Source organism: Catalinimonas alkaloidigena (assembly GCF_029504655.1).
GTDB classification, from domain to species: domain Bacteria; phylum Bacteroidota; class Bacteroidia; order Cytophagales; family Cyclobacteriaceae; genus Catalinimonas; species Catalinimonas alkaloidigena.
In genome coordinates, this window is the sequence record NZ_JAQFIL010000001.1 from 7,318,486 (window position 1) to 7,344,334 (window position 25,849).

General features: G+C 43.2%; 24 protein-coding genes. 16 read left to right on the forward strand and 8 right to left on the reverse strand.

From position 1 onward, the window contains the following. Nucleotides 1–34 precede the first annotated feature (34 nt). Complete coding sequence (locus OKW21_RS29725) at nt 35–439, forward strand: hypothetical protein (RefSeq protein ID WP_277486874.1); 405 nt, start codon at nt 35–37, stop codon at nt 437–439. On the opposite strand, the gene OKW21_RS29730 is transcribed toward OKW21_RS29725, so the two are convergent. Next, nucleotides 436–1,692: an endonuclease/exonuclease/phosphatase family protein gene (locus OKW21_RS29730; RefSeq protein WP_277486875.1), complete on the reverse strand. Its 1,257-nt coding sequence runs from the start codon at nt 1,690–1,692 to the stop codon at nt 436–438. The genes OKW21_RS29725 and OKW21_RS29730 overlap by 4 nt on opposite strands. Here OKW21_RS29730 and OKW21_RS29735 point away from each other — a divergent pair. From OKW21_RS29735 to OKW21_RS29745, 3 genes are all read left to right on the forward strand, one after another. After that, nucleotides 1,678–3,834: a prolyl oligopeptidase family serine peptidase gene (locus OKW21_RS29735; RefSeq protein WP_420870130.1), complete on the forward strand. Its 2,157-nt coding sequence runs from the start codon at nt 1,678–1,680 to the stop codon at nt 3,832–3,834. The two genes, OKW21_RS29730 and OKW21_RS29735, sit on opposite strands and share 15 nt — an antisense overlap. An 87-nt stretch (nt 3,835–3,921) precedes the next feature. After that, nucleotides 3,922–4,413, forward strand: coding sequence for a GNAT family N-acetyltransferase (locus OKW21_RS29740; RefSeq protein WP_277486876.1), 492 nt, complete (start codon nt 3,922–3,924; stop codon nt 4,411–4,413). 452 nt (nt 4,414–4,865) lie between these two features. Further along, entirely contained in the window at nt 4,866–5,219 is a 354-nt protein-coding gene (locus tag OKW21_RS29745) for a type II toxin-antitoxin system RelE/ParE family toxin (RefSeq protein ID WP_277486877.1), read from the forward strand. Here the strand turns inward: OKW21_RS29745 and OKW21_RS29750 are convergent. The 4 genes from OKW21_RS29750 to pheA all read right to left on the reverse strand — a co-directional run bounded on the left by OKW21_RS29750 (nt 5,216) and on the right by pheA (nt 8,153). Continuing rightward, nucleotides 5,216–5,419, reverse strand: coding sequence for a hypothetical protein (locus tag OKW21_RS29750; RefSeq protein ID WP_277486878.1), 204 nt, complete (start codon nt 5,417–5,419; stop codon nt 5,216–5,218). The genes OKW21_RS29745 and OKW21_RS29750 overlap by 4 nt on opposite strands. Before the next feature lie 106 nt (nt 5,420–5,525). Then, a complete protein-coding gene (locus OKW21_RS29755; protein WP_277486879.1) occupies nt 5,526–5,831 on the reverse strand; it encodes a DUF4286 family protein in 306 nt (101 codons plus the stop codon). A gap of 76 nt (nt 5,832–5,907) precedes the next feature. Further along, complete coding sequence (hemH, locus tag OKW21_RS29760) at nt 5,908–7,020, reverse strand: ferrochelatase (protein WP_277486883.1); 1,113 nt, start codon at nt 7,018–7,020, stop codon at nt 5,908–5,910. Between the two features lie 59 nt (nt 7,021–7,079). Further along, nucleotides 7,080–8,153, reverse strand: coding sequence for a prephenate dehydratase (pheA, locus tag OKW21_RS29765; protein WP_277487835.1), 1,074 nt, complete (start codon nt 8,151–8,153; stop codon nt 7,080–7,082). A gap of 308 nt (nt 8,154–8,461) precedes the next feature. On the opposite strand from pheA, the gene OKW21_RS29770 reads away from it, so the two are divergent. From OKW21_RS29770 to rpiB, 3 genes are all read left to right on the forward strand, one after another. Next, nucleotides 8,462–9,751: a serine hydroxymethyltransferase gene (locus tag OKW21_RS29770; RefSeq protein ID WP_277486885.1), complete on the forward strand. Its 1,290-nt coding sequence runs from the start codon at nt 8,462–8,464 to the stop codon at nt 9,749–9,751. Between the two features lie 121 nt (nt 9,752–9,872). Further along, complete coding sequence (gene tatC / locus OKW21_RS29775; RefSeq protein ID WP_277487837.1) at nt 9,873–10,691, forward strand: twin-arginine translocase subunit TatC; 819 nt, start codon at nt 9,873–9,875, stop codon at nt 10,689–10,691. An 8-nt stretch (nt 10,692–10,699) separates the two neighbouring features. Further along, the gene (gene rpiB, locus OKW21_RS29780) at nt 10,700–11,167 is read left to right on the forward strand and encodes a ribose 5-phosphate isomerase B (protein WP_277486887.1); all 468 of its coding nucleotides are present in this window, start codon (nt 10,700–10,702) and stop codon (nt 11,165–11,167) included. Here rpiB and OKW21_RS29785 read toward each other — a convergent pair. After that, the gene (locus tag OKW21_RS29785; protein WP_277486889.1) at nt 11,164–12,591 is read right to left on the reverse strand and encodes a hypothetical protein; all 1,428 of its coding nucleotides are present in this window, start codon (nt 12,589–12,591) and stop codon (nt 11,164–11,166) included. The two genes, rpiB and OKW21_RS29785, sit on opposite strands and share 4 nt — an antisense overlap. Nucleotides 12,592–12,730: 139 nt before the next feature. Between OKW21_RS29785 and rbfA the strand changes: the two genes are divergently transcribed. The 6 genes from rbfA to OKW21_RS29815 all read left to right on the forward strand — a co-directional run bounded on the left by rbfA (nt 12,731) and on the right by OKW21_RS29815 (nt 20,000). Continuing rightward, nucleotides 12,731–13,123 carry a 30S ribosome-binding factor RbfA gene (rbfA, locus tag OKW21_RS29790; RefSeq protein WP_277486891.1) on the forward strand — a complete coding sequence of 131 codons (393 nt, stop codon included), beginning with the start codon at nt 12,731–12,733 and terminating at the stop codon, nt 13,121–13,123. Nucleotides 13,124–13,148: 25 nt separating this feature from the next. Continuing rightward, entirely contained in the window at nt 13,149–14,381 is a 1,233-nt protein-coding gene (locus OKW21_RS29795; protein WP_277486893.1) for an ABC transporter permease, read from the forward strand. A 73-nt stretch (nt 14,382–14,454) separates the two neighbouring features. Beyond that, entirely contained in the window at nt 14,455–17,415 is a 2,961-nt protein-coding gene (locus OKW21_RS29800; RefSeq protein ID WP_277486895.1) for a DEAD/DEAH box helicase, read from the forward strand. Nucleotides 17,416–17,422: 7 nt separating this feature from the next. Next, nucleotides 17,423–17,998, forward strand: coding sequence for a ribonuclease HII (locus tag OKW21_RS29805; RefSeq protein WP_277486897.1), 576 nt, complete (start codon nt 17,423–17,425; stop codon nt 17,996–17,998). Nucleotides 17,999–18,091: 93 nt separating this feature from the next. Next, on the forward strand, nt 18,092–19,168 hold the full coding sequence (gcvT, locus tag OKW21_RS29810; RefSeq protein ID WP_277486899.1) for a glycine cleavage system aminomethyltransferase GcvT: 1,077 nt from the start codon (nt 18,092–18,094) through the stop codon (nt 19,166–19,168). 121 nt (nt 19,169–19,289) lie between these two features. Next, entirely contained in the window at nt 19,290–20,000 is a 711-nt protein-coding gene (locus tag OKW21_RS29815; RefSeq protein WP_277486901.1) for a 2-phosphosulfolactate phosphatase, read from the forward strand. A 2-nt stretch (nt 20,001–20,002) separates the two neighbouring features. Here OKW21_RS29815 and OKW21_RS29820 read toward each other — a convergent pair whose 3' ends face one another. Continuing rightward, nucleotides 20,003–20,476 (reverse strand): regulatory protein RecX, encoded by a 474-nt coding sequence (locus tag OKW21_RS29820; RefSeq protein WP_277486903.1) that lies wholly within the window; start codon nt 20,474–20,476, stop codon nt 20,003–20,005. A 58-nt stretch (nt 20,477–20,534) separates the two neighbouring features. Here OKW21_RS29820 and OKW21_RS29825 point away from each other — a divergent pair, with 58 nt between their 5' ends. From OKW21_RS29825 to OKW21_RS29835, 3 genes are all read left to right on the forward strand, one after another. Continuing rightward, entirely contained in the window at nt 20,535–21,830 is a 1,296-nt protein-coding gene (locus tag OKW21_RS29825; protein WP_277486905.1) for an MFS transporter, read from the forward strand. Nucleotides 21,831–22,033: 203 nt separating this feature from the next. Further along, nucleotides 22,034–22,267, forward strand: coding sequence for a hypothetical protein (locus OKW21_RS29830; protein WP_277486907.1), 234 nt, complete (start codon nt 22,034–22,036; stop codon nt 22,265–22,267). A gap of 187 nt (nt 22,268–22,454) precedes the next feature. After that, nucleotides 22,455–24,698, forward strand: a complete 2,244-nt coding sequence (locus tag OKW21_RS29835; protein WP_277486908.1) for a protein-disulfide reductase DsbD family protein — start codon at nt 22,455–22,457, stop codon at nt 24,696–24,698. 1 nt (nt 24,699) lies between these two features. Here the strand turns inward: OKW21_RS29835 and OKW21_RS29840 are convergent, their stop codons facing one another. Then, nucleotides 24,700–25,770 carry a tetratricopeptide repeat protein gene (locus OKW21_RS29840; RefSeq protein ID WP_277486910.1) on the reverse strand — a complete coding sequence of 357 codons (1,071 nt, stop codon included), beginning with the start codon at nt 25,768–25,770 and terminating at the stop codon, nt 24,700–24,702. Between the last annotated feature and the right edge of the window lie 79 nt (nt 25,771–25,849).

Below are 25,849 nucleotides of genomic sequence, written 5' to 3' on the forward strand. Positions count from 1 at the left end.
TTGATAGCTTTGCTGGGCATAAGCAGAATTGTCTATGAAATTCAAAATACAACATATTATTGCTATGGTAGTAGCTGTGATGGCAGCTTGGTTCGTATGGGAAGCCTCTACCCAGCCAGGTGTAAGCGATCTGGCAGGAGAACCAGTGGAGATCGCTTTTGTCCGCAATGAAAACAATACCGGGCCTGTCAAAAGAGTATATGTGGTAGCGATAGAGGATACGCTCTGGCAGGAGATGCAAAGGTATGGAAGCTATATGCCCCATAACAAATATGGCAACACGCAGGTATATTTTTTCCTCAAAGCTCAGCCTGCTCCTACAGCGCTAACATTGGAAAGCCCCATAGAAACTCAGTTTCAGCAGTATTGTATGGGCCGCTATGAAAAGGATGCCATGGGTAATGAAAGCTTTACAAAATATCCTTTTTCAGCGAACTAACGTTCCATTTCATCGATATGCGGTAAGCCGGGCTTCGGAAAAACACTGCGGGTTTTTTGATCAATGATCTCCCGCGCATCCTGTCTTTCTGCCTCTACCAGATTGTATAAGTTTTCGTAGTAGCTGTCTGGCTCGTAGCTCAGCCTGACGTAGAGGGGAAAATGGTCGGAATGAATGTGTCTCTCCCTGCGCATTTCTACCAGACGGAAATGCCCGGTAAAATTGATAAAGTCTAATGGATAGCGGAAAAGCGGAAATTTAGCATTGAAAGTATTATAGAACCCTCTGCCCCTCCTGGGGTCCAGCATATTACTCAGGTTACGAAAGAGGATCAGTGCTTTTGACCAGGGCACATCATTCAGGTCCCCTGCCATGATTGAGGGAGCGTCATTTTCGCCTATCAGTTTACCCACATACACAATTTCTGTATCCCGATCATGCGTATGTGAGCCAATTTCAGGCGGCTTGGGATGGATGGCGTGCAGGTTTACGTTTTCACCATTCCGCAGTTGAAGTTGGATGTGTATGGAAGGAACCCCCTCATCACATAAGTTCGCCACTTCTTTTTCCTCAATCCTGAGACGAGCGTACAAGAGCATGCCATAGGTGTTTTCCTGCGGCACTAAAATATGATAAGGATAGTCGGCTTTTAGATAGGCCATCTGTTCATTCCAACGGTGGTTGGTCTCATGCATGATGATGATGTCTGGCTGTATTTCTTCAATGAGTGACTGGAGCCGCTCTGGCTTACGGTTTTTTTGCCTGACATTCGCGTTCAGGATACTTAGCTCGCGTTTGGGATCATTTTTCAGAGGCGGTAAAGTGGATTTTGCTACAAAAGGAAAGTAACGATATAGCTTAAAGGCAGCAGCAATCAATGCGATCATAGCTCCGATGATCATTGCCAGTCGCCAGCCCTGAAAGGCATTTTCTGCCAAAAAAATATAGCTAGCGCTCAGGAGTAAGAGCAAAATGCTATTGCTCAGTAAAGGGAAGTCAAACACCCGTACAAACCAGTAAGGCTTGTTGATGTAAGATAAAAAAGCGCCGGCAGAAAAAAAGATGATCAAGCCCGTAAGGACTGTGCTGACGATCTCCATTGCTAAATAATTATAGTTAAAAAATCTGAAGCTTTTCTTAAAAACCAAAAGTGCCTGTATTGGATTAATTTCTAAAAACGCCTCTTGTTTTTCCTGCCCTGAAAAAATTTTACCTTTAGCCCCTCTAAAATAATCACTATGAGAAAGTTGCAAGATTTTATTTGCTTGAGCAGTGTCTTATGGATAATGGCTTGCTCAGGCACTGAAAATAAAGAAAATATGAATCTACATTACCCTCCTACACAGAAAGTAGAACAGACCGATACCTACTTCGGTACCGAAGTTGCCGACCCTTATCGCTGGCTGGAAGATGATCGCTCCGAGGAAACAGCTCAGTGGGTAGAAGCCCAGAATGAGGTGACATTTAATTACCTGGAAAATATTCCTTTTCGCAAAGACATTGAAGACCGCCTGACCGAACTCTGGAATTATGAAAAGTATTCGGCCCCTTCCAAAAAAGGAGGTAAATATTATTTCTTTAAAAATGATGGTCTGCAAAACCAGAGTGTAATGTACGTGCAGGAAAGCCTGGAGGCTGAACCTGAAGTTTTTATGGACCCTAATAAATTTTCTGAAGATGGCACAGTAGCCCTGAGCGGCACCAGCTTCACCGAAGATGGTTCTCTGCTAGCCTATTCAATTTCCGAATCCGGCTCCGACTGGCGTAAAGTTATGGTGATGGATGTGGAAAGTCGTGAACTGGTGGGCGACACGCTGAAAGACGTTAAGTTCAGCGGTGTCTCCTGGAAAGGGAAGGAAGGCTTTTACTACAGCAGTTATGACAAACCGGAGGAAGGCAGCGCGCTCTCCGGGGTAAATATGAACCACAAGCTGTATTACCATCAGTTAGGCACCCCACAGAGCGAGGACACATTAATTTTTGGTGGTGAACAGACTCCCCGCCGCTATGTAGGGGGTAGTGTATCCGAGGATGATCGTTTTCTGGCGATTACGGCAGCCAATGGCACCAGTGGCAATGAGCTTTATGTCAAAGATTTGAGCAAAGATGGTGAGATCATCCAAATCGTAGATGACTTTGAGCATGACAACTACATCGTGCATAACGAAGGCGATCAGCTTTATATTCTGACCAATCTGGGCGCGCCTAACAAACGCATTGTGAGGGTGGGTGCTGATAACCCACAGCCGGAAAACTGGACCGCCCTGATCCCTGAAAAGGAAGAAGTGCTGGAAAGTGTCTCCTTTGCCGGAGGCAAAATGTTTGTCAACTACCTGAAAGATGCCTCTACGCACATTGAGCAATATGATTTACAGGGCAATTTTGAGAAAGAGGTAGCACTGCCTGCCATTGGCACTGCCGGTGGATTTGATGGTAAAAAAGAAGACGAAACCGTATTTTACTACTTCACTTCCTTTACTTATCCGACGACTATTTACTCCTACCACATTCCTAGTGGTGAGTCAAAAATATTTCGCCAACCCGAAGTAGATTTTGATCCTGACGCTTACGAAACCAGGCAGGTGTTTTACAAGAGTAAGGATGGTACGGCAGTCCCTATGTTTATCGTGCATCGCAAAGGCTTGGAGATGAATGGGCAGAATCCTACTTACCTTTATGGCTATGGTGGGTTTAATGTCAGCCTGACGCCCGGATTTAGTGTAGCCCGTTTGTACTGGCTGGAAAACGGGGGCGTATTTGCCATGCCCAATCTGCGTGGTGGCGGAGAATATGGAAAAGCCTGGCACGAGGCGGGCACGCAGATGAACAAACAAAATGTTTTTGATGACTTCATTGCCGCCGGAGAATATCTCAAGCAGGAAGGTTATACCTCTACTGAGAAACTGGCCATCGCCGGAGGATCTAACGGAGGTCTGTTGGTTGGGGCTACCATGACCCAGCGCCCTGATTTGTGTAAAGTCGCTTTGCCTGCTGTAGGTGTGCTGGATATGCTGCGTTACCATAAGTTTACCGCCGGAGCAGGCTGGGCTCCCGATTACGGCATCGCCGACAGCAGCCAGGCCATGTTTGAGTATCTGTATGCTTATTCTCCCCTGCATAATATTGAGCAAGGCGTGGAATACCCTGCCACGCTGGTAACTACCGCCGATCATGATGACCGGGTAGTACCGGCTCATTCATTTAAGTTCGCTGCCACCCTACAGGAAAAGCATGAAGGAGAGAATCAGGAGAGGCAACTCCCTGTGCTGATTCGCATAGAGACCAAAGCCGGACATGGAGCAGGCAAACCCACTTCCAAACAGATAGAAGAGTGGGCGGATAAATATGCTTTTACCTTCTACAACATGAACGAAATTCCTGAAAACTTAAGATAGACTTATCCAGATCTGGTAAAGCTCGGAGATTTGCCATATCTGCTGAATTCCAATTTCCAAAATCCAATCATTCAACATCTAAATATTATGAGCATCATCATCCGTCAAGGCGTCAAAGCAGACCTGCCGCAGGTCATGGAATTAATACAGGAACTGGCTGAATACGAAAAAGAACCGCATGAAGTGGAAAACAGTGTTGCCCAACTGGAAGAGGATGGCTTTGGGGAGCAGCCGGTCTTTGAGTTTTTTGTGGCCGAAGAGGACGAAACAAAAAATATTATAGGATTAGCGCTTTACTTCTACAGCTACTCCACCTGGAAGGGCAAATGTCTTTATCTGGAAGATCTGGTGGTTACCCAATCCGAAAGAGGGAAGGGTATTGGCAAGAAACTGCTGGATCGCATCATCGTTAAGGCCAAAGAAGCCAACTGCTATCGGGTCGTCTGGCAGGTGCTGGACTGGAACGAACCGGCTATTAAGTTTTATAAATCGCTGGGAGCGGATATTCCCAAAGAATGGCTCTCCTGCCGCCTCGTCAAAGAGCAGATAGATAACTACATGCCGATGGATGGGGAATGAGGAGGTATTGCAAATGTAAATACTGGATAATCGCTTGTCAAAAACTTATATTCTATTACACACGTATAACGTTATTAAGCACACCTAATTTTGTTATTTGGATTTGAGGGGGTAAGGATGCGGAGAATTAACAAAAGTTTTCTTAAAAATGGCATCAATGAATAGACGTAGTTGGAGGAGGAAGAGGTATGTCCGAAGAGCACTGGTTAACAGAAAGACTACAAAAAAACAGTAAATTCAACTCAAAAAAATGGCAACAGCAATATTATTGGTTTGGTAAACTTGTGTATGAATATCATTAGGGCTGTTAATGATTTTATACTAGAGGATTTTAATTTATTTGATGATTGGAACTTGTAATGTAGTGCTTTTAGAAGCTTAATATATTATAAACTTTTAAATTCCACCTTAGAAATGAAGATGTGGAAAATAGTTGGAACAAATAAGGGGAAATGAAAGTCGAGATTAAAGCCACTCCAACTTTTCAGAAAGAACTAAAAAAGCTTGCCAAAAAGTATCCTTCCATGAAAGAAGATTACAGAGGACTGCTTTCTTTCTTGACCAAAAATCCTACACCTAAAGAATATAGCATTGGAGCAGGACTGTATAAAATAAGGCTAAAAATTAGCAGTCTCGGTAAAGGGAAATCCGGTGGGGATAGGGTAATTACAGCGGTTGAAACTGAAGTAAGTGAAGAGAGCGTAAAAATATATCTCGCACGTATCTACGAAAAATCAGAAAAGGAAGATTTGACACCAAAAGAGTATGCTGTGATCAAAAAAATGTATCTGAAGGGAAAAGATTAAAGCTCATCCAGTAAGTCATAGGCATTTTTTTCTCTGAGTTTCCCCTCTTTCATATCTTTAATTTCCTTGAAGGCCTGAGCGGTTTTTTCCATATGCTCGAGTTTGGATAGCCTCTTCTGAATTTCATGGAAGGTTTTTTCCTTCATGACAACTATCCGTTCTCCTTTGTCGTCTGTGCTATATTTTACTTTTGTTGTCATAGTATCTCTCTCGTTTTTGTAGCTGAAACCGCATTTATACCAATAAATAACGTCAAATTCTGGCTGCAGTTCAACTCTTTGTAATTTCTCACAAAGATTTTATCACTTACACCTCCTTCATCATGGTGCGGAAGCTAACAGCTTTGCCACCGTAGCGGCTTTCATGCCCCTGATCCAAAGCAGGCTCGTATTTGAGTTGATAAATATCCAGGTGCTCTTTAGTTTCAGCATGCAGTTGTAGTGCGTAAGTAGCGGTGCCTTCCGATTCTTCCACATCCAGCAGACGGAAGATACGAGCATTAATAAACATACCGGTGGCCAGTATGTCAGGAACCTGCTCCTCTTTCATCCACTGTAGCCAATCGGCTTCTATGCTACTCTCTATATTAATGGTCTGATTGTATTGTATCATTGTATAAAATTAAAAAAAAGACACGTAGTAATCGGCTACGTGTCTTTTAAATTAACCAAAACCAAACATTTAGCTATTACAGCCTCTGTCTGCTTATAGAACTGCTAAGCTCGTCTGAGGTTTTTTTATTAGGTATTTTTTCTTCTGAAATCTTAGTGTTGGCATCATTTTTTAATACCAAATCTTCTAAACATGCAATCCAGGTGGAGTGGTCGTTTAAGCTTTCCACCAGATCCCAGACTTCACCTCCGGCATCAAGAAAATCATGTTTATACTCTTCTCCTACTTCCAGCGTAGTCTCCAGACAATCTGCCACGAAGGCAGGGGAGAGTGCAAGTACTTTCTTCTTGCCTTCTTTAGCAAGTTCTTCTAAGACCTCATCAGTATAAGGCCTGATCCAGGGTACGGGCCCCAGGCGAGACTGAAAAGAAACCGTATATTTTTCTTCAGGTATACCCAGTTTCTTAGCGAGGACTCTGGAAGTCTGGAAACACTGAGCACGGTAGCAGTACTGATTCTTCTTACCGTACTTATTACAGCAGGAACCTACCTGGCAGTAATCTTCATACGAGGCTTTCTTGATCTGGCTTACCGGCACACCATGGTAACTGAACACATAATGATCATACTCCTGCTTATCCATAAGCTTACGAGCCTGCTGGGCATGAGCCTCAATGAAGAGAGGATGGTCAGGAAACTGGCTGATAAACTTGAGTTCGGGAATTACCTGCCAGTTGCGGGTAATCTCCATCACCTTGTCAATCACTGAACCACTGGTAGCCGATGCATACTGAGGAAAGAGGGGAATACAGATAATGCTGCTCACCATTTCTTTCTGTAGCTCTTCCAATACGCTTTTAATGCTGGGCTTCTGATAACGCATGGCAAGCTTAACCACATAACGGTCTCCCAGGCTGTCCTGCAGAAGCTGAGTGACATCTTCTCCATAAAACTTAAGTGGTGAACCCCGTTCCTGCCATAGCTTTTGGTATTCTTTGGCGGATTTAGGGGCTCTGAATGGAGCGATGATCAGATTCACCAGCATCCAGCGAGGTATCAGCGGATAATCTACCACCCGCCAGTCCATCAAAAACTCGCGCAGGTATCTTCTTACATCTCCGGTCTTAGGGCTATCGGGGGTTCCCAGGTTTACAAGTAGTACTCCAACTTTATCATGAGGTTTTTTCATAGTATGCTGCTATTCAAAATGGATAACAGTAGAACGTGAGCTAGGATTATATTGTTCTCTTAAATTAACTTCACGTAGCTGCCCAGCCACTTAACCTCAGATTTGTACTGTTTCACTACCCGCTGTACTTTCTCATCATGAAAATGGCCTTCAAAATCAATGAAAAACCAATATTTGAAGCTGCGCCCTTTTTTGGCCGGCCGGCTTTCAATCTTGGTCATGTTGATTTTCTCATTATCAAAAGCCTGTAAAAAATTAACCAGGCTGCCCGGTTCGTCAGAATGGGCGAGCTTGACAAAAATGGATGTTTTATCATTGCCGCTAGGCTGGTTGACAAAATCTTTGCTGAGAATAAAGAAACGGGTTTGGTTATCGCCGGAGTCTTCAATATTTTCAAATAATATGGGCACCTGATGATCCTGGGCAGCGATATGAGAACATATGGCAGCACTTTCCGGGTCAGTCGCTGCCATACGGGCTGCTTTGGAAGTGGACTCCACAGGAATCAGCTCTACATCAGGGTTACTCACCACATTATCTATAAAATTACGGCACTGCCGGAAGGCAATGTCTTTGGAATAAATCTTCTTAATATGGTGCAACTGATCGGTTTTGCTGGCAAAAGCAAAGTGGATAGCCATAGGCACTTCAGCCACAATGTGCAGATCATATTTGGCCAGGCAATCGGCGGTTTCAGGCACCATCCCTTCCTGATTGTTCTCGATGGGCACTACACCAAAGCGAGCCATACCGGTGTTGACAGTCTCGAAAATAGCTTTAATGCTACCGATAGCCATATACTCACTCATAGCACCAAAGCGGCTTTCGGCTGCCTGATGTGAAAAGCTGCCACTTGGCCCGAGGTATGCGATCCGTTCGGGAAGCTCAATATTACGACTGACTGCGAATACCTCTAAGAAAATTGCCTCTATGGCCTGGGCATTCAGCATTCCGTTGTTCAGCTTATTCAGGCGGTCCAATATTGCTTTTTCGCGTTCCGGACGGTAGATGATAGCATTGGTAGAGCGCTTGAGCTCTCCCACCTGCTTTACTACGTCCATACGTTCGTTGAGGAGTTCCAGCAAATGATTGTCAATGCTATCAATTTTTTTTCTCAGATCATCTAAAGTAATCTTGCTCATGGCGATAAATCGGTAAGAAGGCTGATAAAAGCCAAAACTACGCTTAATCCAAATCAAACCAAAAAGAAAGCAGCGCACATCTTCTTTGCTTTTCGTTAAAAGCTGTATTTTTGGTGTGCAGATACTTTCCGGAACTTATCCCGTACTATCTTCATTAAGCATTGTGATTGTCTGTCGCTTCATGTAATTTTGACGAATTAAGCCTCAATGCCCCAGGCCAAGGGCTTTTATAAAGGTTGTAAAAGCTGATGATTAGTTTTAATAGCTAAGAAATCTATATTACTTAAGCACTAAATTTTATGCAGAGAGACCAGGAAATCTTCGATTTAATTCAGCAAGAGAAAGAAAGACAACAGCGCGGCATAGAGCTGATTGCCTCAGAGAATTTTACCTCACCTCAGGTAATGGAAGCCATGGGCAGTGTACTCACCAATAAGTATGCTGAAGGATTACCCGGAAAGCGCTACTATGGAGGATGTGAAGTAGTAGATCAGGTGGAGCAGCTGGCTATTGACCGTGCAAAAGAGCTGTTTGGAGCAAGCTGGGCTAACGTACAGCCCCATTCCGGTGCCCAGGCTAATGCAGCGGTAATGCTGGCGATCCTTAAGCCCGGAGATAAAATTTTAGGCTTTGACCTGTCTCACGGAGGTCACCTGACGCATGGTTCTCCGGTGAACTTCTCCGGTAAACTATACCAGCCTTTTTTCTATGGCGTAGAAAAAGAGAGTGGTCTGATTGACTGGGACAAAGTAGAAGCTACTGCCCTACAGGAGAAACCAAAACTGATCATATGCGGTGCCTCCGCCTATAGCCGTGACTGGGACTATGAACGCCTCAGAGCTATTGCGGATAAAATTGATGCTTTCCTGCTGGCAGACATTTCGCATCCTGCGGCTTTGATTGCCCGAGGCATGCTGAATGACCCCCTACCCCATTGCCATTTTGTAACCACCACCACGCATAAAACACTGAGAGGCCCTCGCGGAGGATTAATTATGATGGGTGAAGACTTTGATAATCCTTTTGGCGTTACACTAAAAGGTAACATCCGGCCTATGTCGGCTTTGATGGACATGGCTGTTTTCCCCGGAACACAGGGAGGGCCCCTAGAGCATGTGATCGCAGCTAAGGCAATAGCTTTTAAAGAAGCGCTATCCGATGAGTTTATGGAATATGTGGTGCAGGTAGCCAAGAACGCCAAAGTGATGGCAAAGGAGTTTATGGATAAAGGTTATCATGTGATTTCCGGCGGTACGGATAATCATGAAATGCTGATAGACCTGCGCTCTAAAGATATTACCGGAAAGTTGGCAGAAAAAGTGCTTGGGCTGGCAGACATTACCGTCAACAAAAATATGGTTCCTTTTGATGATAAATCACCTTTTGTTACTTCCGGAATCCGCACAGGAACTGCTGCTGTAACTACCAGGGGGATGAAAGAATCAGAAATGGAATCCATCGTAGCGTTTATGGACGTAGTATTAAGTAAGCCTGATAATGAAAGCCAAATAGCGGAAGTGAAGCAGGCAGTAAATGACTTAATGAAGCGTTTTCCTTTGTACAGTAGTTTAGAAAAAGTAAGTGGATAATACAGAAGATCAAAATCCGGAAAATAATAAGCTGGATCAGCAACATCATGATAATGGCTTAGAAGAAAGAAGAGAAGATGCCGTAACTCCCTATGATCCTTATGAAAAAGACGCCTCACAGATGTCTTTTCTGGATCACCTGGAAGAATTGCGCTGGCACCTTATCCGTTCATTGGGGGCTATCCTGGTTTTTGGGATTTTAGCCTTTATTCTTAAAGAAATTGTGTGGAGCATACTCATACTGGGACCTACAAAACCTGACTTCTGGACCTTCCAGATGTTTTGTAGAGTAAGCTCAGCTATCGGCTCAGACGCTTTTTGCTTTGATGAAATGCCTTTTATCATCCAGAGCCGTAAAATGACCGGGCAGTTTTCTATGCACATTATTTCTTCTGCAGTAATAGGGCTGATCGTAGCTTTCCCCTATGCTTTCTGGGAAATTTGGCGGTTCGTGAGCCCGGGCTTATACGATAATGAGCGCAAGCTCAGCCGGGGCGCTGTCTTTTTTGTGAGCTTATTATTCATGACCGGAGTGTTATTTGGTTATTTTGTCGTCACGCCTATCTCGGTCAACTTTCTGGGAAACTATCAGGTAGATCCATCTATCCTGAATGAGTTTGATATTACTTCTTATGTCTCTATACTCGTAACCCTGGTGCTGGCTTGTGGGCTTTTGTTTCAGCTTCCTATAGTAGTATACTTCCTTTCCAAGGCAGGGATCATCACTCCGGGAGCTTTGGTAAAATATCGCAAGCATGCGATCGTAGTGATTTTGATCATCGCAGCGCTGGTCACCCCTCCTGATCCCATTACCCAGATGTTGGTTACTTTGCCGCTCTTACTCCTGTATCAGGCAAGTATCTACATATCTAAAATGGTAGTAAGAAAAGAGGCCAGAAAAGAAGCGGAAGACGCAGCACAGGAAAATACTAAAGACTAATACATATCATGACTGATTTAAATATAGCGCCGGAGACCGTTGCCAAGGGAATCATCGCCCTGGGAGCCGACCATGCGGGCTTTCATCATAAACAGACAATCAAAGCCCACCTGGAAAAACTGGGCTTCAAAGTAAAAGACTTCGGAACGGACTCCTCAGCCTCAGTAGACTATCCGGACTTTGCACACCCTCTTGCAGAAGCTGTAGGGAATGGAGATTGTAATTTAGGGATTCTAGTGTGTGGAAGCGGCAATGGCGTCGCCATTACTGCCAATAAGCACCCCCAGGTAAGGGCTGCTATTTGCTGGAATGTAGAACTGGCTGCCCTGGCACGTCAGCACAACAATGCCAACGTACTCTGCGTGCCTGAGCGTTTTGTAAGTGATGAGCTAGCGCTGGAAATGACAGATATCTTCCTGAGAACAGATTTTGAAGGAGGTAGGCATGAGCGTAGGGTGTCTAAAATATCCTGCTAATTTTCTTCTCCCTGCTTTAGTTGATAAAGCTGGCCATTACTGCCTGCCTGAACCTGATATGCATTTTCCAGAAGCGGTATCCGGCTTTGTAATTGAGGCATCACACTTTCCAGGTCTACAATCAGTTCAGGCATATCCTGACTGAAATTGTGGTATATTTCGCTAAGGTTTTCAAAATAATCCACTGAAGTTAAAGCCCTTTTAGAGATTTGCCAGTCAAGATAGGGGGTAGCCAGCTTTGCTTCGCGGTAGATACTTAGTTGATCACCAAGCACGAGAACTTTTTTCCCCCTTACCTCATCATCATAAAGTGTCTCCTGAACCATCAGGTCAGCAGTGTTAAAAATGCTGTACAAGGAAAAGAATCCATACAAGAAGGCATATCCATTCAGCACCAATAAGATGGTAAAGAGCGCAGTGGTAAGCTCTGCAAAGATAAACCTGCGAATGGATAGCAGAAAATGGGTAACAAAAAAGGCGACAGGGGGCACAAAAGGTAAGAGGTGATAAGGGGCAAGGTCATTTACAAAAAATAACGTAGCTGCGGTAGCTATAATATTGATAAACATGATTTGCTGCAGCTTGGACTGTTGATTAGTAAAGCGACGTATCTGACTGACTTTGTAGAGTGAGATGATCAAAAATATCAGCGGAACAATGCTAATATATAGCAGTGAGAGAGGTGGTATCAAAAACTGCCTGGCAAGTGTACGGAATGAAAGTAGGTACTGGCTTATGAAGGCATCTAGCCCGTCCACAAGGAAAAAGTAAGTGAGTGCAATAAGAAGGGGCAAAGCCGCGCCATATAGTAATAATAAGTATCGGCGGATAGATACATTAGCGAACAGCATATAAGCCATAATGGTGGATAGCAAAAACAAGATGCTGGGCAAATAACAAAGCGTCGCCAGGCCTATGTACAGTCCTGTGCCCAGGATACGATTATCCTGCGAGCGGCTTTCAATGCGATAAAAGACATTACGAAGTGCCAATAATATCCAGGTGAGTGAAAGCAGTACAGGAGAGAGTATATAGAAGTCAAAAGAAAAGCTGCTTAAAATGACATAAACAAAAGCCGGGACGTAGGTGTTTTCGTTAAACGCTTTCTTGTTGAGTAAAAAACTATTAAAAACCAGGCTCTGGTGAGTAGTGAGCAGGATAGCAAGTAGAATATATGCTGTTTGACTACGGTTGAAAATAAGCTCAATCAGACTGTAGATCAGTGCGGCTAATGGACCTATATCGTCCCAAACACCGATGTACAGGTGGTCCCCTTCGGTAAGTTTTTCGCCTACCAACATCCAGCTGAGCTCGGGTATGCTAAGTGAAGTACCCGAGATAAGAAAAGGTAGCCTGATAAGAATTAACAATACGAAGACCCCCAGCATACGGTAAGGATCATTCACTCTGAAGTAACTTAGCAAAAGGTTTAGAATTTAAGCTTATGAAGGAACTTAAGTGCTTTTCGCAAAAAAAGTAATACGCTTTGGTATTAGCAATGATCTGTACTATTTTATGAAATTAGTGATAATTTGTCATATTTAGACGTAATTTGGCAGCGATATGAAAGAGAGTAAAAGGCAAAAACAGTTTTCAAGTCTTATACAGAAAGATTTGAGCGAAATATTTCAGAGAAATGCAGCTTCTTTGGTAGGATCTCATACCTTCATTACTGTCACAAGGGTAAGTATGAGTGCCGACCTGAGTGTAGCTAAAATATACTTAAGTTTTATGTTGAGTGATCGTCAGCAGGAGTTGTTGGACACTGTAAACATGAAAAAAGGAGAAGTACGCCGACAGTTGGGTAATCGCATTGGTAAACAGGTAAGAGTAGTTCCTGAACTGATCTTCTATCTGGATGATAGTGCAGATCATGCCGCCCGTATTGATAAAATATTGTCTGATCTGGACATCCCGCCGGAAGAAGAGAGCAACTCTGACAATAAAGAGGATTAATGTTTAACCAAGAGTTACAAAAGTATTGAACCTGTCATTACTGATTGCGAGACGGTATTTTCGTTCTAAGAAGAAGAAGAACTTCATACAGGTTATCTCTAATATTTCTATGGTAGGAGTTGCCATTGGCACGATGGCGCTGGTGGTGGTACTCTCAGTATTCAATGGCCTGGAAGATCTCATCCGTGAATCTTATAATACTTTTGACCCCGAGATCAAAATTGTTCCCAAGCGAGGAAAAACTTTTGATGTCAACGACTCACTGCTTAATGTAATACAGCAAGTAGAAGGGGTCTCTATCGTGACAGAAGTGATTGAGGATAAAGCACTGCTAGGTTATCAGGATGCAACAATGACTGCAATACTGAAAGGAGTGAGCGATAACTTCATAGAGCAGAACCGTCTGAATAAGGCCATGGTACATGGTGAACTGGCCCTCAAGAAAGACGGTAAAAGCTTTGCCATACTGGGCAGAGGGGTACAATATACCCTTTCTGTATCTCCTTCCAATGAATTCTACGCATTGCAGGTATTCAGCCCCAAGCGGGAAACTGAGGCAGGTTTTAACCCGGACCCTATGACACGTTATTTTAAAAGACGAAACATAATGCCCGGAGGAGTATTTGCGATAGAAAAACAGTTTGATGCTAATTATGTCCTTGTTCCCCTAGACTTTGCTGCTAACCTTTTTGACTATGCAGGCAAAAGAACTGCGCTGGAAATCAAAACCATGGAAGACATAAAAATCAGCCAGGTACAGGAAAGTTTACAGGAAATACTGGGAAATCATCTGGAAGTACTCAATAGCGACCAGCAACACGAAAGCCTCCTGAAAGCAATCAAAATAGAAAAGCTCTTTGTGTATCTTACATTTTCATTTATCCTGGCAGTAGCTTCTTTCAATATTTTCTTTTCACTGTCTATGCTGGCGATTGACAAGAAAAAAGATGTTGCTATGCTCATTGCAATGGGAGCCAGAAAAAAAGTAGTGCGTTCTGTATTCCTTTATGAGGGAGCCATAATTGCATTTATAGGCACAGTAAGTGGTCTGGCAGTAGGCTTACTGGTCTGTTGGGCACAGCAAACTTTCGGTTTGGTTTCTATGGGCATGCAGACTGCTATTGTAGATGCCTATCCGGTAAAAATGCAGTTTACCGATTTTTTTTATACAGCAGTGAGCATCACAATTATTACTTTTTTAGCATCATATCGCCCGGCTAGTATCGCTGCACGTACAGAAGTCAAAGATTTTTTGTAGATTTATAAATTAAGTAAAAGTGCATGCGTACTTTTACTATTAGTTTGCTATCAACCTTGGCCACTTTTTTTATATGAAAGTTTCCACTGAACGACCCTTTAGAATCATATATTCACTTTTTCTCCACGAGTACCTGGGCTATCTTTTTGAATCCTTTGCGGTGCAACTTGACGATCAGGGAGCGTTTACTTTTGAGCATCAGAATATCTCATCCAAAAACGCACATGAGTTTGCCTCTGAGCTCTCGGAAGAAGACTATGAGCTTATCCGGCTTATGGATGTCATGCAACAGGATGCTGTGATCAACAAGTTTCATAAGAAGAAGATCAAGACGCATGAGTTTTTCTACAAGATTTATGAAGGCAGCACCGAAAAAAGCCAGCAGATCCGTCAGGAAATAGATGAGTACCTGGAGAAAATTCGTACGCAGCTTCTTCCTCTACTCAAAGGCAAGCGCCTTTTTGAAATGAGTAACGACGGTGAACCGGTAGGCAAGGAAGTGGAAGTACTTAAGGAGAAAGCTACTGTACTTTTTCACTTTCGTCGTAATGAGGATAATACTCATTACTTCCCTACCATTAAGCATAATGGAGAAAAGGTAGACTTTCAGTACAAAAATGCCTACATCATATGTAAGCAACCGGCCTGGATGGTATTGGAAAATAAGCTGTATAGCTTTGAGAAAGATGTAGATGGTAATAAGCTTCAGCCTTTCCTCAACAAGAAGTTCATCATGATCCCCCGAAAGGTAGAAGACTCCTACTATCGCAAGTTTGTAGCTCCCCTTGTGGCTTCTTTTGATGTATATGCCAAGGGGTTTGAGATACAGACAGAGCGCTTTCAGCCGGTTCCTCAGCTTAATTTTTATGAGCTTTATCATAGCCAGCCGGAACTGGTAGAAGCTGACAGGAACTCTTCACAGACTGACCTTTCGGACTCGGATAAAATATGCTTTGAACTCTCTTTTTTATACGGTAATAACACCTTCAAAACTTCGCAGGATGATGGCGTAAGTGTGGTAGTAGAGAAGCAAAAGAATGACTATATCTTTCACCGCATCGTGAGAAATTGCAGGCGCGAGCAGGAGGTATTACAGTTTTTCCAAAACAGGGCGATAGAATTTAGTAAGTCAAAAGCAGTGCTGGATAAGAGCAAGGCTTTTGAGTGGATCAATGAATACAAACAGACATTAGAAGAAGAAGGGATTGTCCTCAATCAGCAGAATGGTACCGATAAGACTTACTTCATCGGTGAGTCTACCATTGATATTGAAGTTAGAGAAAACATAGACTGGTTCGATATTTATGCCAAGGTAAAATTTGGCCCTTACGAAATCCCTTTTCAGCAGATACGCGAACTGATTTTGGGTAAGCAGCGGGAGCTAAAGCTGCCCAATGGTGAGATTGCTGTAATTCCTGAAGTGTGGTTTACAGAATATTCGGAGTTGTTCGCCTTCAGTGAAGAAAAGAGTACAGATGAGGGAGATACCCTGCAGCTGAAGAAATACCACCTGGCATTGGTACAGGACTTACACAGTGGAAGCCTAGCCAAGGTAACCATGGACCGTAAGCTGGATCGTCTTCGTGAGTTTAGTAAGATTGAAGACCAAACGCTGCCGGAGGACTTTAGTGGAACCCTTCGCCCTTATCAGAAGGCTGGTTACAACTGGATGAACTTTCTCAATGCTTACAATTTTGGGGGCTGCCTGGCCGATGATATGGGCTTGGGAAAAACTGTACAAACCCTGGCGCTACTGCAAAAACTGAAAGAGCAGCAAGTGCAGAACGATAGTGTTGGGGCGCAAACCTCTTTATTGGTAATGCCCACCTCCCTGATCTACAATTGGGAAATGGAAGCGGCAAAGTTTACGCCTGGACTCAAAGTGTTTATCTATACCGGAACCAATCGGGATAAGAATGTGGAGCAGTTTCAGGATTATGATCTGGTACTTACCTCCTATGGCATTGTGCGTCTGGACGTAGACATCCTGAAACACTACTATTTCAATTATGTGATCCTGGATGAGTCTCAGGCGATCAAAAACCCCGATTCTAATATTGCTCAGGCCGTTCAGGAGCTTAATTCAAAATTTCGCCTTATCCTTACCGGTACGCCGCTGGAAAATAGTACGCTGGACCTCTGGTCGCAGATGTCATTTATCAATCCGGGCTTACTAGGCTCGCAGTCGTTTTTCAAGAATGAATTTGTACAGCCGATTGAGAAAAAAGGAGACCTGGGTAAAACTGCCAAGCTATACTCTATCATCAAACCCTTTATCCTGCGCAGACAGAAATGGCAGGTGGCCAAAGAGCTTCCCGAGAAGGTTGAGAACGTACAATACTGTACCATGACAGAGGAGCAGGAAGCCTGCTATGAGGAAGCCAAGTCATTTTATCGTAATGAGATTTTGAACCTTATAGAAAGCAAAGGAATCAATAAATCTCAGATGCTTTTGTTGCAGGGGCTTACCAAGCTAAGGCAAATCGCTAACCATCCCAGAATGGTAGATGAGCAATACAATGAGAGCTCCGGAAAGCTGGAAGATACCATGCATATGATGCTCAATGCTATAAGCGAAGGGCATAAAATACTGGTTTTCAGTCAGTTCGTGAAGCACCTTGCGTTGCTACGTGAAGAATTAGATAAAAAAAATATCTCTTTTGCCTACCTTGACGGCAGTACCAAAAACCGCAAAGAGCAAGTGGAGCGCTTTCAGAATGATGACTCACTGCGGCTTTTCCTGATCTCTCTCAGAGCAGGAGGAGTTGGCCTTAACCTGACCAAAGCAGATTATGTGTTTATCATGGACCCCTGGTGGAACCCTGCCATAGAGCAGCAGGCCATTGACCGGGCGCACCGCATCGGGCAGGAGAATAAGGTGTTTACGTACAAATTCATTAGCCGGAATACGGTAGAAGAGAAAATTCTGAAGCTGCAGCAGAATAAACTCAGGCTGGCCACCGAACTGATCTCTACGGAAGAAAGCTTTGTCAAAAAACTGACCAAAGAAGACATCAGCGCGATACTGGAGTAACTGTCTTATGTTAAAAGCATCTTTTACAGAAGACTTGATAGAAGCCGGTTGCGATGAAGTGGGGCGTGGATGCCTGGCAGGTCCGGTAGTGGCCGCGGCAGTTGTTCTACCGAAGGACTTTTCACACCCTTTGCTGACAGACTCAAAACTGCTTAGGCTGGAAGATAGAATAGCCATCAAAGAAGAAATTAAGGAGCAGGCTTTAGCCTATGCCATTGCGGAGGTCGACAACCAGACGATAGACGAAGTGAATATCCTGAACGCCTCTTTCCTGGCGATGCACCGGGCAGTAGAGCAGTTGGACACGCAGCCAGAACTATTGCTTATTGATGGCAATCGTTTTAACCCCTACCCTTTCATTCCCCATCAGTGTATTATCAAGGGAGACAGTGAATTTTATTCCATTGCGGCAGCATCTGTTTTGGCTAAAACCTATAGAGATGAGCTGATGCAGCGATTGGCAGATGACTATCCTCAGTACGGCTGGCAAACCAATGTGGGCTATCCTACCCAAAAGCACCGTGCAGCTATAGCGGAGTATGGCGCTACACCCTGGCACCGCAGGTCTTTCCGCCTGTCATAAAACATTCATTGACAAGCCTCAGTCAGGCTTGAGCAAAAGTTTATTTTTCTCGTAACTTGCAGGTCAATTTAGCAACCACAAATTTTTTAAGATATGAAAAGGACTGCCTTATATGAAAAACATGTGGCACTAGGTGCGAAAATGGTGCCTTTCGCCGGATACGAAATGCCCCTGCGCTACACCTCAGATATTGAAGAACACATGACGGTGAGAGAAGGTGTGGGCGTATTTGATGTCTCGCATATGGGTGAGTTCTTTTTGCGTGGCCCGAAGGCTTTTGATCTGGTACAACGCGTGACTAGCAATGACGCTTCCAAGTTATATGATGGTAAGGCCATGTACGGTTATCTGCCCAACGAAACTGGTGGTATTGTAGATGATTTGATCGTCTACCGCATCAGTGATGAAGAATACATGCTGGTGGTCAATGCGGCTAATATTGAAAAAGACTGGAACTGGGTAAGTAAGTACAATACCGAAGGTGTTGCCATGGAAAATGCTTCCGATAATATGTCACTCTTTGCGGTGCAGGGGCCCAAAGCTATGACCGTGATCAAAAAGCTGAGTGATGCAGATGTGGACAACATGAAGTTTTATACTTTCCAGAAAGGTACAGTAGGAAACGTAAAAGATGTAATTATTTCCGCTACAGGCTATACTGGTGCCGGAGGAGTGGAACTGTATGTAGATAACGAAAATGCTGAAGCCCTCTGGGATGCGCTATTTGAAGCAGGTGCCGAAGAAGGTATAAAAGCTATCGGTCTGGCAGCCCGTGACACCCTTCGTCTGGAGATGGGCTACTGTCTTTATGGCAACGACATTGATGATACAACCTGTCCTATCGAAGCCGGCTTGGGTTGGGTTACCAAGTTTAACAAAGTATTTACCAATTCTGAACACTTACAGAAGCAGAAAGAAAGTGGAGGAAAGCAAAAGCTGGTAGGGCTGTTGATGGTAGATAAAGGTATTCCCCGTAAAGATTATGAGGTTTTTAATGCAAATGATGAAGTGATAGGAAGGGTTACCTCCGGAACTCAGTCACCCGTATTAAAACGTGGTATCGGGATGGGCTATGTGAATAAAGAGTTTTCCAAAACTGATACTGAAGTATTCATCGGAGTAAGAAACCGCCGATTGAAAGCCCAGCTTGTCAAGCCACCATTTATTTAGTAGTTCTAGGTGTTATGTTTTGAAGTGTAATAATTGTAAATGTATTATAGTTCTGTTACTATTTTCAAAACCATTGATCACCCTAACACCCAGAACCCTCAAAACCAAGAATTAACTTTCCATGAAGCGTATAGATGTCTGTCTCAGCCCTGATCTGATGCACCTGTATGATGTACAAGAGAAAGCAGTAGTCGTAGTAGATATATTGAGAGCTACATCCTGTATGACCACTGCCATGGCGCATGGCGTAAGTAGTATCATGCCAGTAGCAGAAGTAGCAGCATGTGAAGCACTGCGGGCAAAAGGCTATCTGACCGCAGCGGAGCGGGGCGGTGAAAAAGTAGAAGGCTTTGACTTCGGCAACTCTCCTTTTGAGTACATGAGTGATGAGATCAAAGGTAAGAAGATAGGAGTAACTACCACCAATGGAACCCGGGCTATTAGCCTTTCCAAAGGGGCAAAAACTTTGTTAATAGGTGCTTTTCTTAATCTATCAAGTGTAGCGAAATTTTTAAACCAGCAGGAGCATGACATACTTATCGTCTGTGCCGGCTGGAAAGGTCATGTGAATCTGGAAGATACGCTATTTGCCGGAGCGCTGGCAGAACAGCTTACCGCCAAGTTTAGTCGTGCCTGTGATAGCACTTTGGTTGCAATTACACTCTATCATGCAGCTAAACATGATATGCTGGGGTTCTTACAAAACTCTTCGCATGTGCAAAGGCTGAAGAACCTTAACATTGAAAAAGACATTGCTTTTTCTCTGCAAATAGATCAATATGATGCAGTAGCAGTGCTGGAAGGTGAGGAATTGGTAGGGCTGAAAAGATAAATTTAGTCCTTAAAATAACTCCAGATCAGATCAGGCTCATAGCCTTTACCCATCAGATAGCGGACAGTCTTGTTTTTTCGGGTGTAGTCATCTTCACCATCCAGAGAAGCCCATTTTTTATTTAGTAGTTCTCGAAGTTGCTGTCGGTAATCTTCTTCTGCAATTTCTTTCAGCCCACTTTGTATACAATAATTAGAGAGCCCTTTCTGGCGAAGCATCATCTCAATCTTGACGCGCCCCCACTTGTTCTGACCAAACTTTCCTCTACTGAAAGCCTGTGCATAGCGCTCCTCATTGATGAAGCCATCAGTAATTAATTCAGCCAGTACCTCCTCCACAGCATCACTATACAAACCGTACTGATAAAGCTTGTCTCTCACTTGCTGCTGGGTACGCTCCTGATAAGCACAATACTTGGCTGCCTTTGCTTTTGCCTGTTGTCTTAAATTTGTTATTTCCATAGTTACCTTCCTCATAATTTTTCCGTACAAAGTTTAAACTCCAGCCTCTCCCCTCAGGTTTATACGGTAATTTATGACTCATTCTGTACTTAAAAAAACCATCAACAACAAACGTGCTCTGGCCATATTATTTACCGCCAATGGAGTTTCAGGCTTTGCCCAGGGCATTACATTACTATCCATTCCCTGGTATTTTGCCCAACGGGATATTTCCTCTCAGTTTAACCTGATCTACAGCCTGGTTACCTTTGCCACAGTTTTTTGGGGTTTATGGGCGGGAACAGTAGTTGATCGCTTCAACAGAAAACATGTTTTTCTTCTCAATAATGCGGTAGAGGGTAGTATCGTTTTAATGATTGCATGTTACGGAATTTATCTGGGTGATTTGTCGATACCGCTGATCGTTTCAGTCTTTGCGGTCACTATGTTTGGCTTCTACTTGCATTATCCCAATCTGTATGCTTTTGCTCAGGAGATCACGCCAGTAGAAGACTATACCAAAGTGACTTCTTACATAGAAATTGTCGGCCAGTCTACCAATGTGATGGCCGGGGCAATGGCAGCGCTGCTATTGGAGGGCTTAGATTGGCAGGCCCAATGGATGCTCTTTGAGCAGCCTGTGGAGATTAACCTTCAGATAGAAGCCTGGGCCTTGCAGGAGATATTTTTACTGGATGGGTTAACTTATTTGATTGCTATTGTTCTCATTGCTTTGATCCGCTACGCTCCGCTTGAGCAAAGAGTGATAGAAACCGGCCAGCTGATGAAAAGGCTTAAGACAGGCTTTGCCTACCTTAAGGAACATCCGATGATTATGCTTTTTGGAATATGCTCTCACAGTATTTTTGTAGTGATGCTGGTCAAACTACACGCCCTTATGCCGATGTACATTACCAACCATCTACACGAAGGAGGAGGTGTCTTTGGAGCTATGGAGGTTTTGTATGCCATTGGAGCATTAGGAGCCGGTCTCTTTGTGGGCAACTTGTTTAGGACTTATAGTAAAATTAAAGCGGTAGTTTTTCTGTTAGGGTTAGCTACGCTTTCTTTAGCTTTAAGTGCGGTAACGCATTCAGTACTTATCTTTCTTCTGGTCGGGTTTATGATTGGTTTTGCCAATGCAGGAGCGCGAGTATTGCGTTTAAGCTATTTGTTTAAGTATGTGCCTAATACAGTAATTGGAAGGGTCAACAGTATATTTAGTATCATCAATGTGATGATGAGAGTTTTCTTCTTAGCTATTTTTTCAATTCAATACTTCGGACAGGAAGCCAATATCATATATGCTTATGCTATTATGGCTTTATTTACCGCCGCCTCGGCACTTATACTGATTATCAACTATAAGAGGCTTGCCTACGTATATTAATATGCATAAGATTTGCTAAAAGATCCTTTACAAATTCTGAAAATAATCTTATCTTATAAGATAAGGTTTAATTGTGAGGAGCAATTTTTCAATTGCTTATAAGCTAAATAGGGTGAAAATCACATTTTTTCAAACTAATAAGCATTTTAGGTGTTTTTTTTATACATTTAATTTACAAACTTCACTGAGAAGAGGAGAGTAGTATGATTGACATGGTACTAATGGGAGCAGCTTACGTGATCATGGTTTATTTCATGGTTGTACTCATGAAGAAACGTAACTTCCGTTTCAGAGACGACGATGATGATGACGATGACGGAGGAGTTTCTATTTCCCCTACTCCTGATCTTGACCTTCCTCCCGGCGTTACCTTACCTGATGATAATGGTCCCCGCCATCGCAGAAAAGTAGAAGAGCCAGAAGAAGTATTTGCCTGATCAAGAAGATAAGACATCCATTCTTCTCTACATCACATCTTTGTTATTTTTGTCGCATAGATAAGCTAAAGTGCTTTTATAGCAACTTTATTTAGCATTAGTTCGTTTTTTGAAGGTCAGAGAAGGATAAATTCATTTTGCGATTTGCCATCTCTTACAGACTTGAATAAAGAATTACATTTGACATATGCGACTATTTAAACTTTTTTTCTTCTCCTTTTTTGCATTAGTATCTATAGCTTCAGCCACCCATGCACAGGTGTTGAAGCCAGCTACATGGTCGGTAAAGCTTTCTCAGCCACAGGTAGCGGTAGGTGAAGAAGTAGACGTTATTTTTTCAGTAGATATTCAGGAGGATTGGTATCTCTATTCTAATGATTTTGATCCTGATCTCGGACCTATGGTTACCGAAATTAATTTTGAGCCTAGGGAGGCTTACGAATTGGTAGGTAAAACCAGACCTATTGGTGCCAAGGAAAAATACGATGAAATTTTTGAAGGAGATTATACTTATTTCACTAAGAAAGCAGAGTTTCGTCAAACCATAAAAGTTACCGGCTCAGGTTTAGCGCAAATTAATGGAGACTATGCCTACCAGGTATGTAGCGATGTTACGGGGCAGTGTATTCCTTTTGATGATGAATTTGGTGTAGCAATCCAAGTAAAAAGTGAAGCAGAAGCTTCTAGTACTCCTTCTTCAAAGGGTGCCAAGGCAGAAACTTCCTCTGATGTAAAGGCGGAGCCTTCAGAGAAAATGGATGAAGAGGAAAACTCAGCGGCTGTAACAGAAAGTGAAAAAAAGGATAGTGCAAAAGCAGAAAACTCCGGTCAGCTAAGTCAGGAAGATCAACCTGAGCGCCTAGAAGATGCAGAAGCCGATCAGGAAATAGCACAGCCTGTACCCACTGCAGATTCAAATACAAGAGAGTCAAACACGCCCTATACTTTACTTACTTTTTTCTTTGTTGCTTTTTTAGCTGGCTTAGCGGCTCTGCTAACTCCCTGTGTGTTCCCTATGATTCCAATGACAGTCTCATTTTTTACAGGTGGAGGCAATAAAGGAAAAGCGATCAGCAAAGCGGTCATTTATGGCTTGTCTATCATTATTATTTATACCCTGATAGGTACTATCGTATCTGTTGCCTTTGGACCTACTTTTGCCAACTGGCTGAGCACACATTGGCTCCCTAACCTGTTTTTCTTTGCGGTGTTTGTCATCTTTGCGCTGTCATTTTTCGGCCTGTTTGAGATTACTCTACCCAGTTCGTTTGTCAACAATGTAGACCGCCAGGCAGATAAAGGAGGCTACTATGGTATCTTCTTTATGGCTTTTACTTTAGTGTTGGTCTCTTTCTCCTGTACCGGCCCTATAGTAGGAAGTATACTGGTAGAATCCGCCGGAGGCGAGTTTGTAAAACCGGTATTGGGTATGCTGGGCTTTTCACTGGCCTTTGCTATTCCATTTGCGCTTTTTGCCGCCTTTCCTCAATGGCTCAGCAGCTTACCCAAATCAGGAGGTTGGTTAAACTCTGTTAAAGTGGTGCTTGGATTTTTAGAATTAGCATTAGCGCTTAAATTCCTGAGTATCGCCGATCAGGTATACCATTGGAATATACTGGACCGGGAAATCTATTTGGCACTGTGGATTGTGATCTTTACGCTGATGGGATTTTATCTGCTGGGTAAGCTCAGGCTTCCGCATGACAGCCCGCTGGAATTTATCAGTGTTTCACGCTTGATGTTGGCTATTGCTACTTTTTCTTTTGTTGTGTATCTGATCCCCGGTATGTTTGGTGCACCATTGAAAGCTTTAGCGGGTTATCTGCCTCCTATGCATACGCATGATTTTAACATGCCTTACCTGACTGGTCAGCAGCTTGAAACTTCATCAGGAGCAGTATTGGCGGAGAATACTAATGAGCAATGTGAAGCCCCGAAATATGCAGATATGCTGCATTTTCCTCACGGTATCAAAGGCTATTTTGATTATGAGCAGGCACTGGCTTGTGCTGAAGCTCAAAACAAGCCCTTGTTCATTGATTTTACGGGGCATGGCTGTGTTAATTGCCGGGAAATGGAAGCTCGTGTCTGGTCTGACCCCGAAGTCCTCAGAAGGCTAAAAGAAGATTATGTAGTGGTGGCGCTTTATGTGGACGAAAAAACTGAGCTTCCTGAGTCAGAATGGTATACCTCGGAATATGATGATAAGGTGAAAAAAACAATTGGAAAACAGAATGCTGATTTTCAGATTACCCGTTTTAATAATAATGCTCAACCCTATTATGTACTGCTGAACAATGACGGAGAGCTGCTCAAAGAGCCCAAAGCTTACGATCTGAGCATACAGAACTTTATAGAGTTTTTGGACGAGGGCAAAGAGCGCTTTGCAGCAGGCAAAACGGTAGATGACTCCACTTTGGCAAAAAACTAATTTATTCAAGATAGGCTTTAGCTTCTTTTTCCACAGGGTAATACTGTGCAGAGGCTAAAGCCTTTTTATAAAAGGAGCGGGCAGCTTCGTATTTTTTTTCTTCATGGGCAATGCGTGCAAGTCCGGCATAGGCGTAGCTTCTGTAATTCTCCGCTTCATCGCTATCCAAATCCTGTGCATACTCAAGACTTTGTATGTAACTTTTTTCTGCGGCACCCCATCGCTGGTCACGCTTTTCTAACAGCATAGCGTCAAAGAGCTTGCCGGTCATTTTGTAGAAGTCACGATCACTGGCCAGTAACTGCTGTACGTGGAGGTTAAGATTACTAAATTGCTCGGAAGCAAGGGCTGCATCCAGAAAGTTGGTTACAAAAAACAAATTATCCGGGTACTTCCTGACTAGAATACGAGCATAGCGCAGTGCCTGTTCAGGCTTCTGCTCATATCTTAAGTAAATATGTGTAAGGTACTCAGCCGACTCCGGACTCATGAAAACAGATTCACGATAAGCTTTTTTCAATTGCTCTAAGCCAAGTTCTTTGTCCCCATCCCGAAAGAAAAGCATAAAGGGCTTGTAGATAGGGTGCATTTCTGGGTATTTGATCCGGTAGTAATTATAAAGTCCACTGGAAAAATAAAATTCCGGATACTCTTTCTTAAGCTCAAAGCCATTCTTGAGGTAAGTGTAAGCATCCTGAGCCATGCCTACCGCTTTCAAATGGTTACCCTGATCATTCTCATACATAGCCAATAATCCAATAGATGCCATAGCAAAAAAATTAGCCTCAGGATGCATTTCATCTTCTTCCAGAATTTCTTCAGAAAGCGAAAGAACTTTTTCCAACTGGCCTTTCATTTCCTGAAATTCAGGACTGTTAAGGTTAACAGGAATATTGGCCGCCCTGATGGTCAGTGCCTTAAGCATAAAATAGGCAGGGTGGTTGGGTAGCTCCCGGCCTATCTCTTCATTTAACTGAGTTGCTGCTTCTACTTCAGTATTGTATATGTAATCCAGGCTATTTTTGATAGAAGCCAGGATCTCTTTATTTTCTGTGATGCTTGTCTGAGCCACAGCTTGGCTGCCTACGAACGACAATATCAACAGTATTCTAAAAAAAATATTCATACCTCTGCTATCATTACGAAATGTT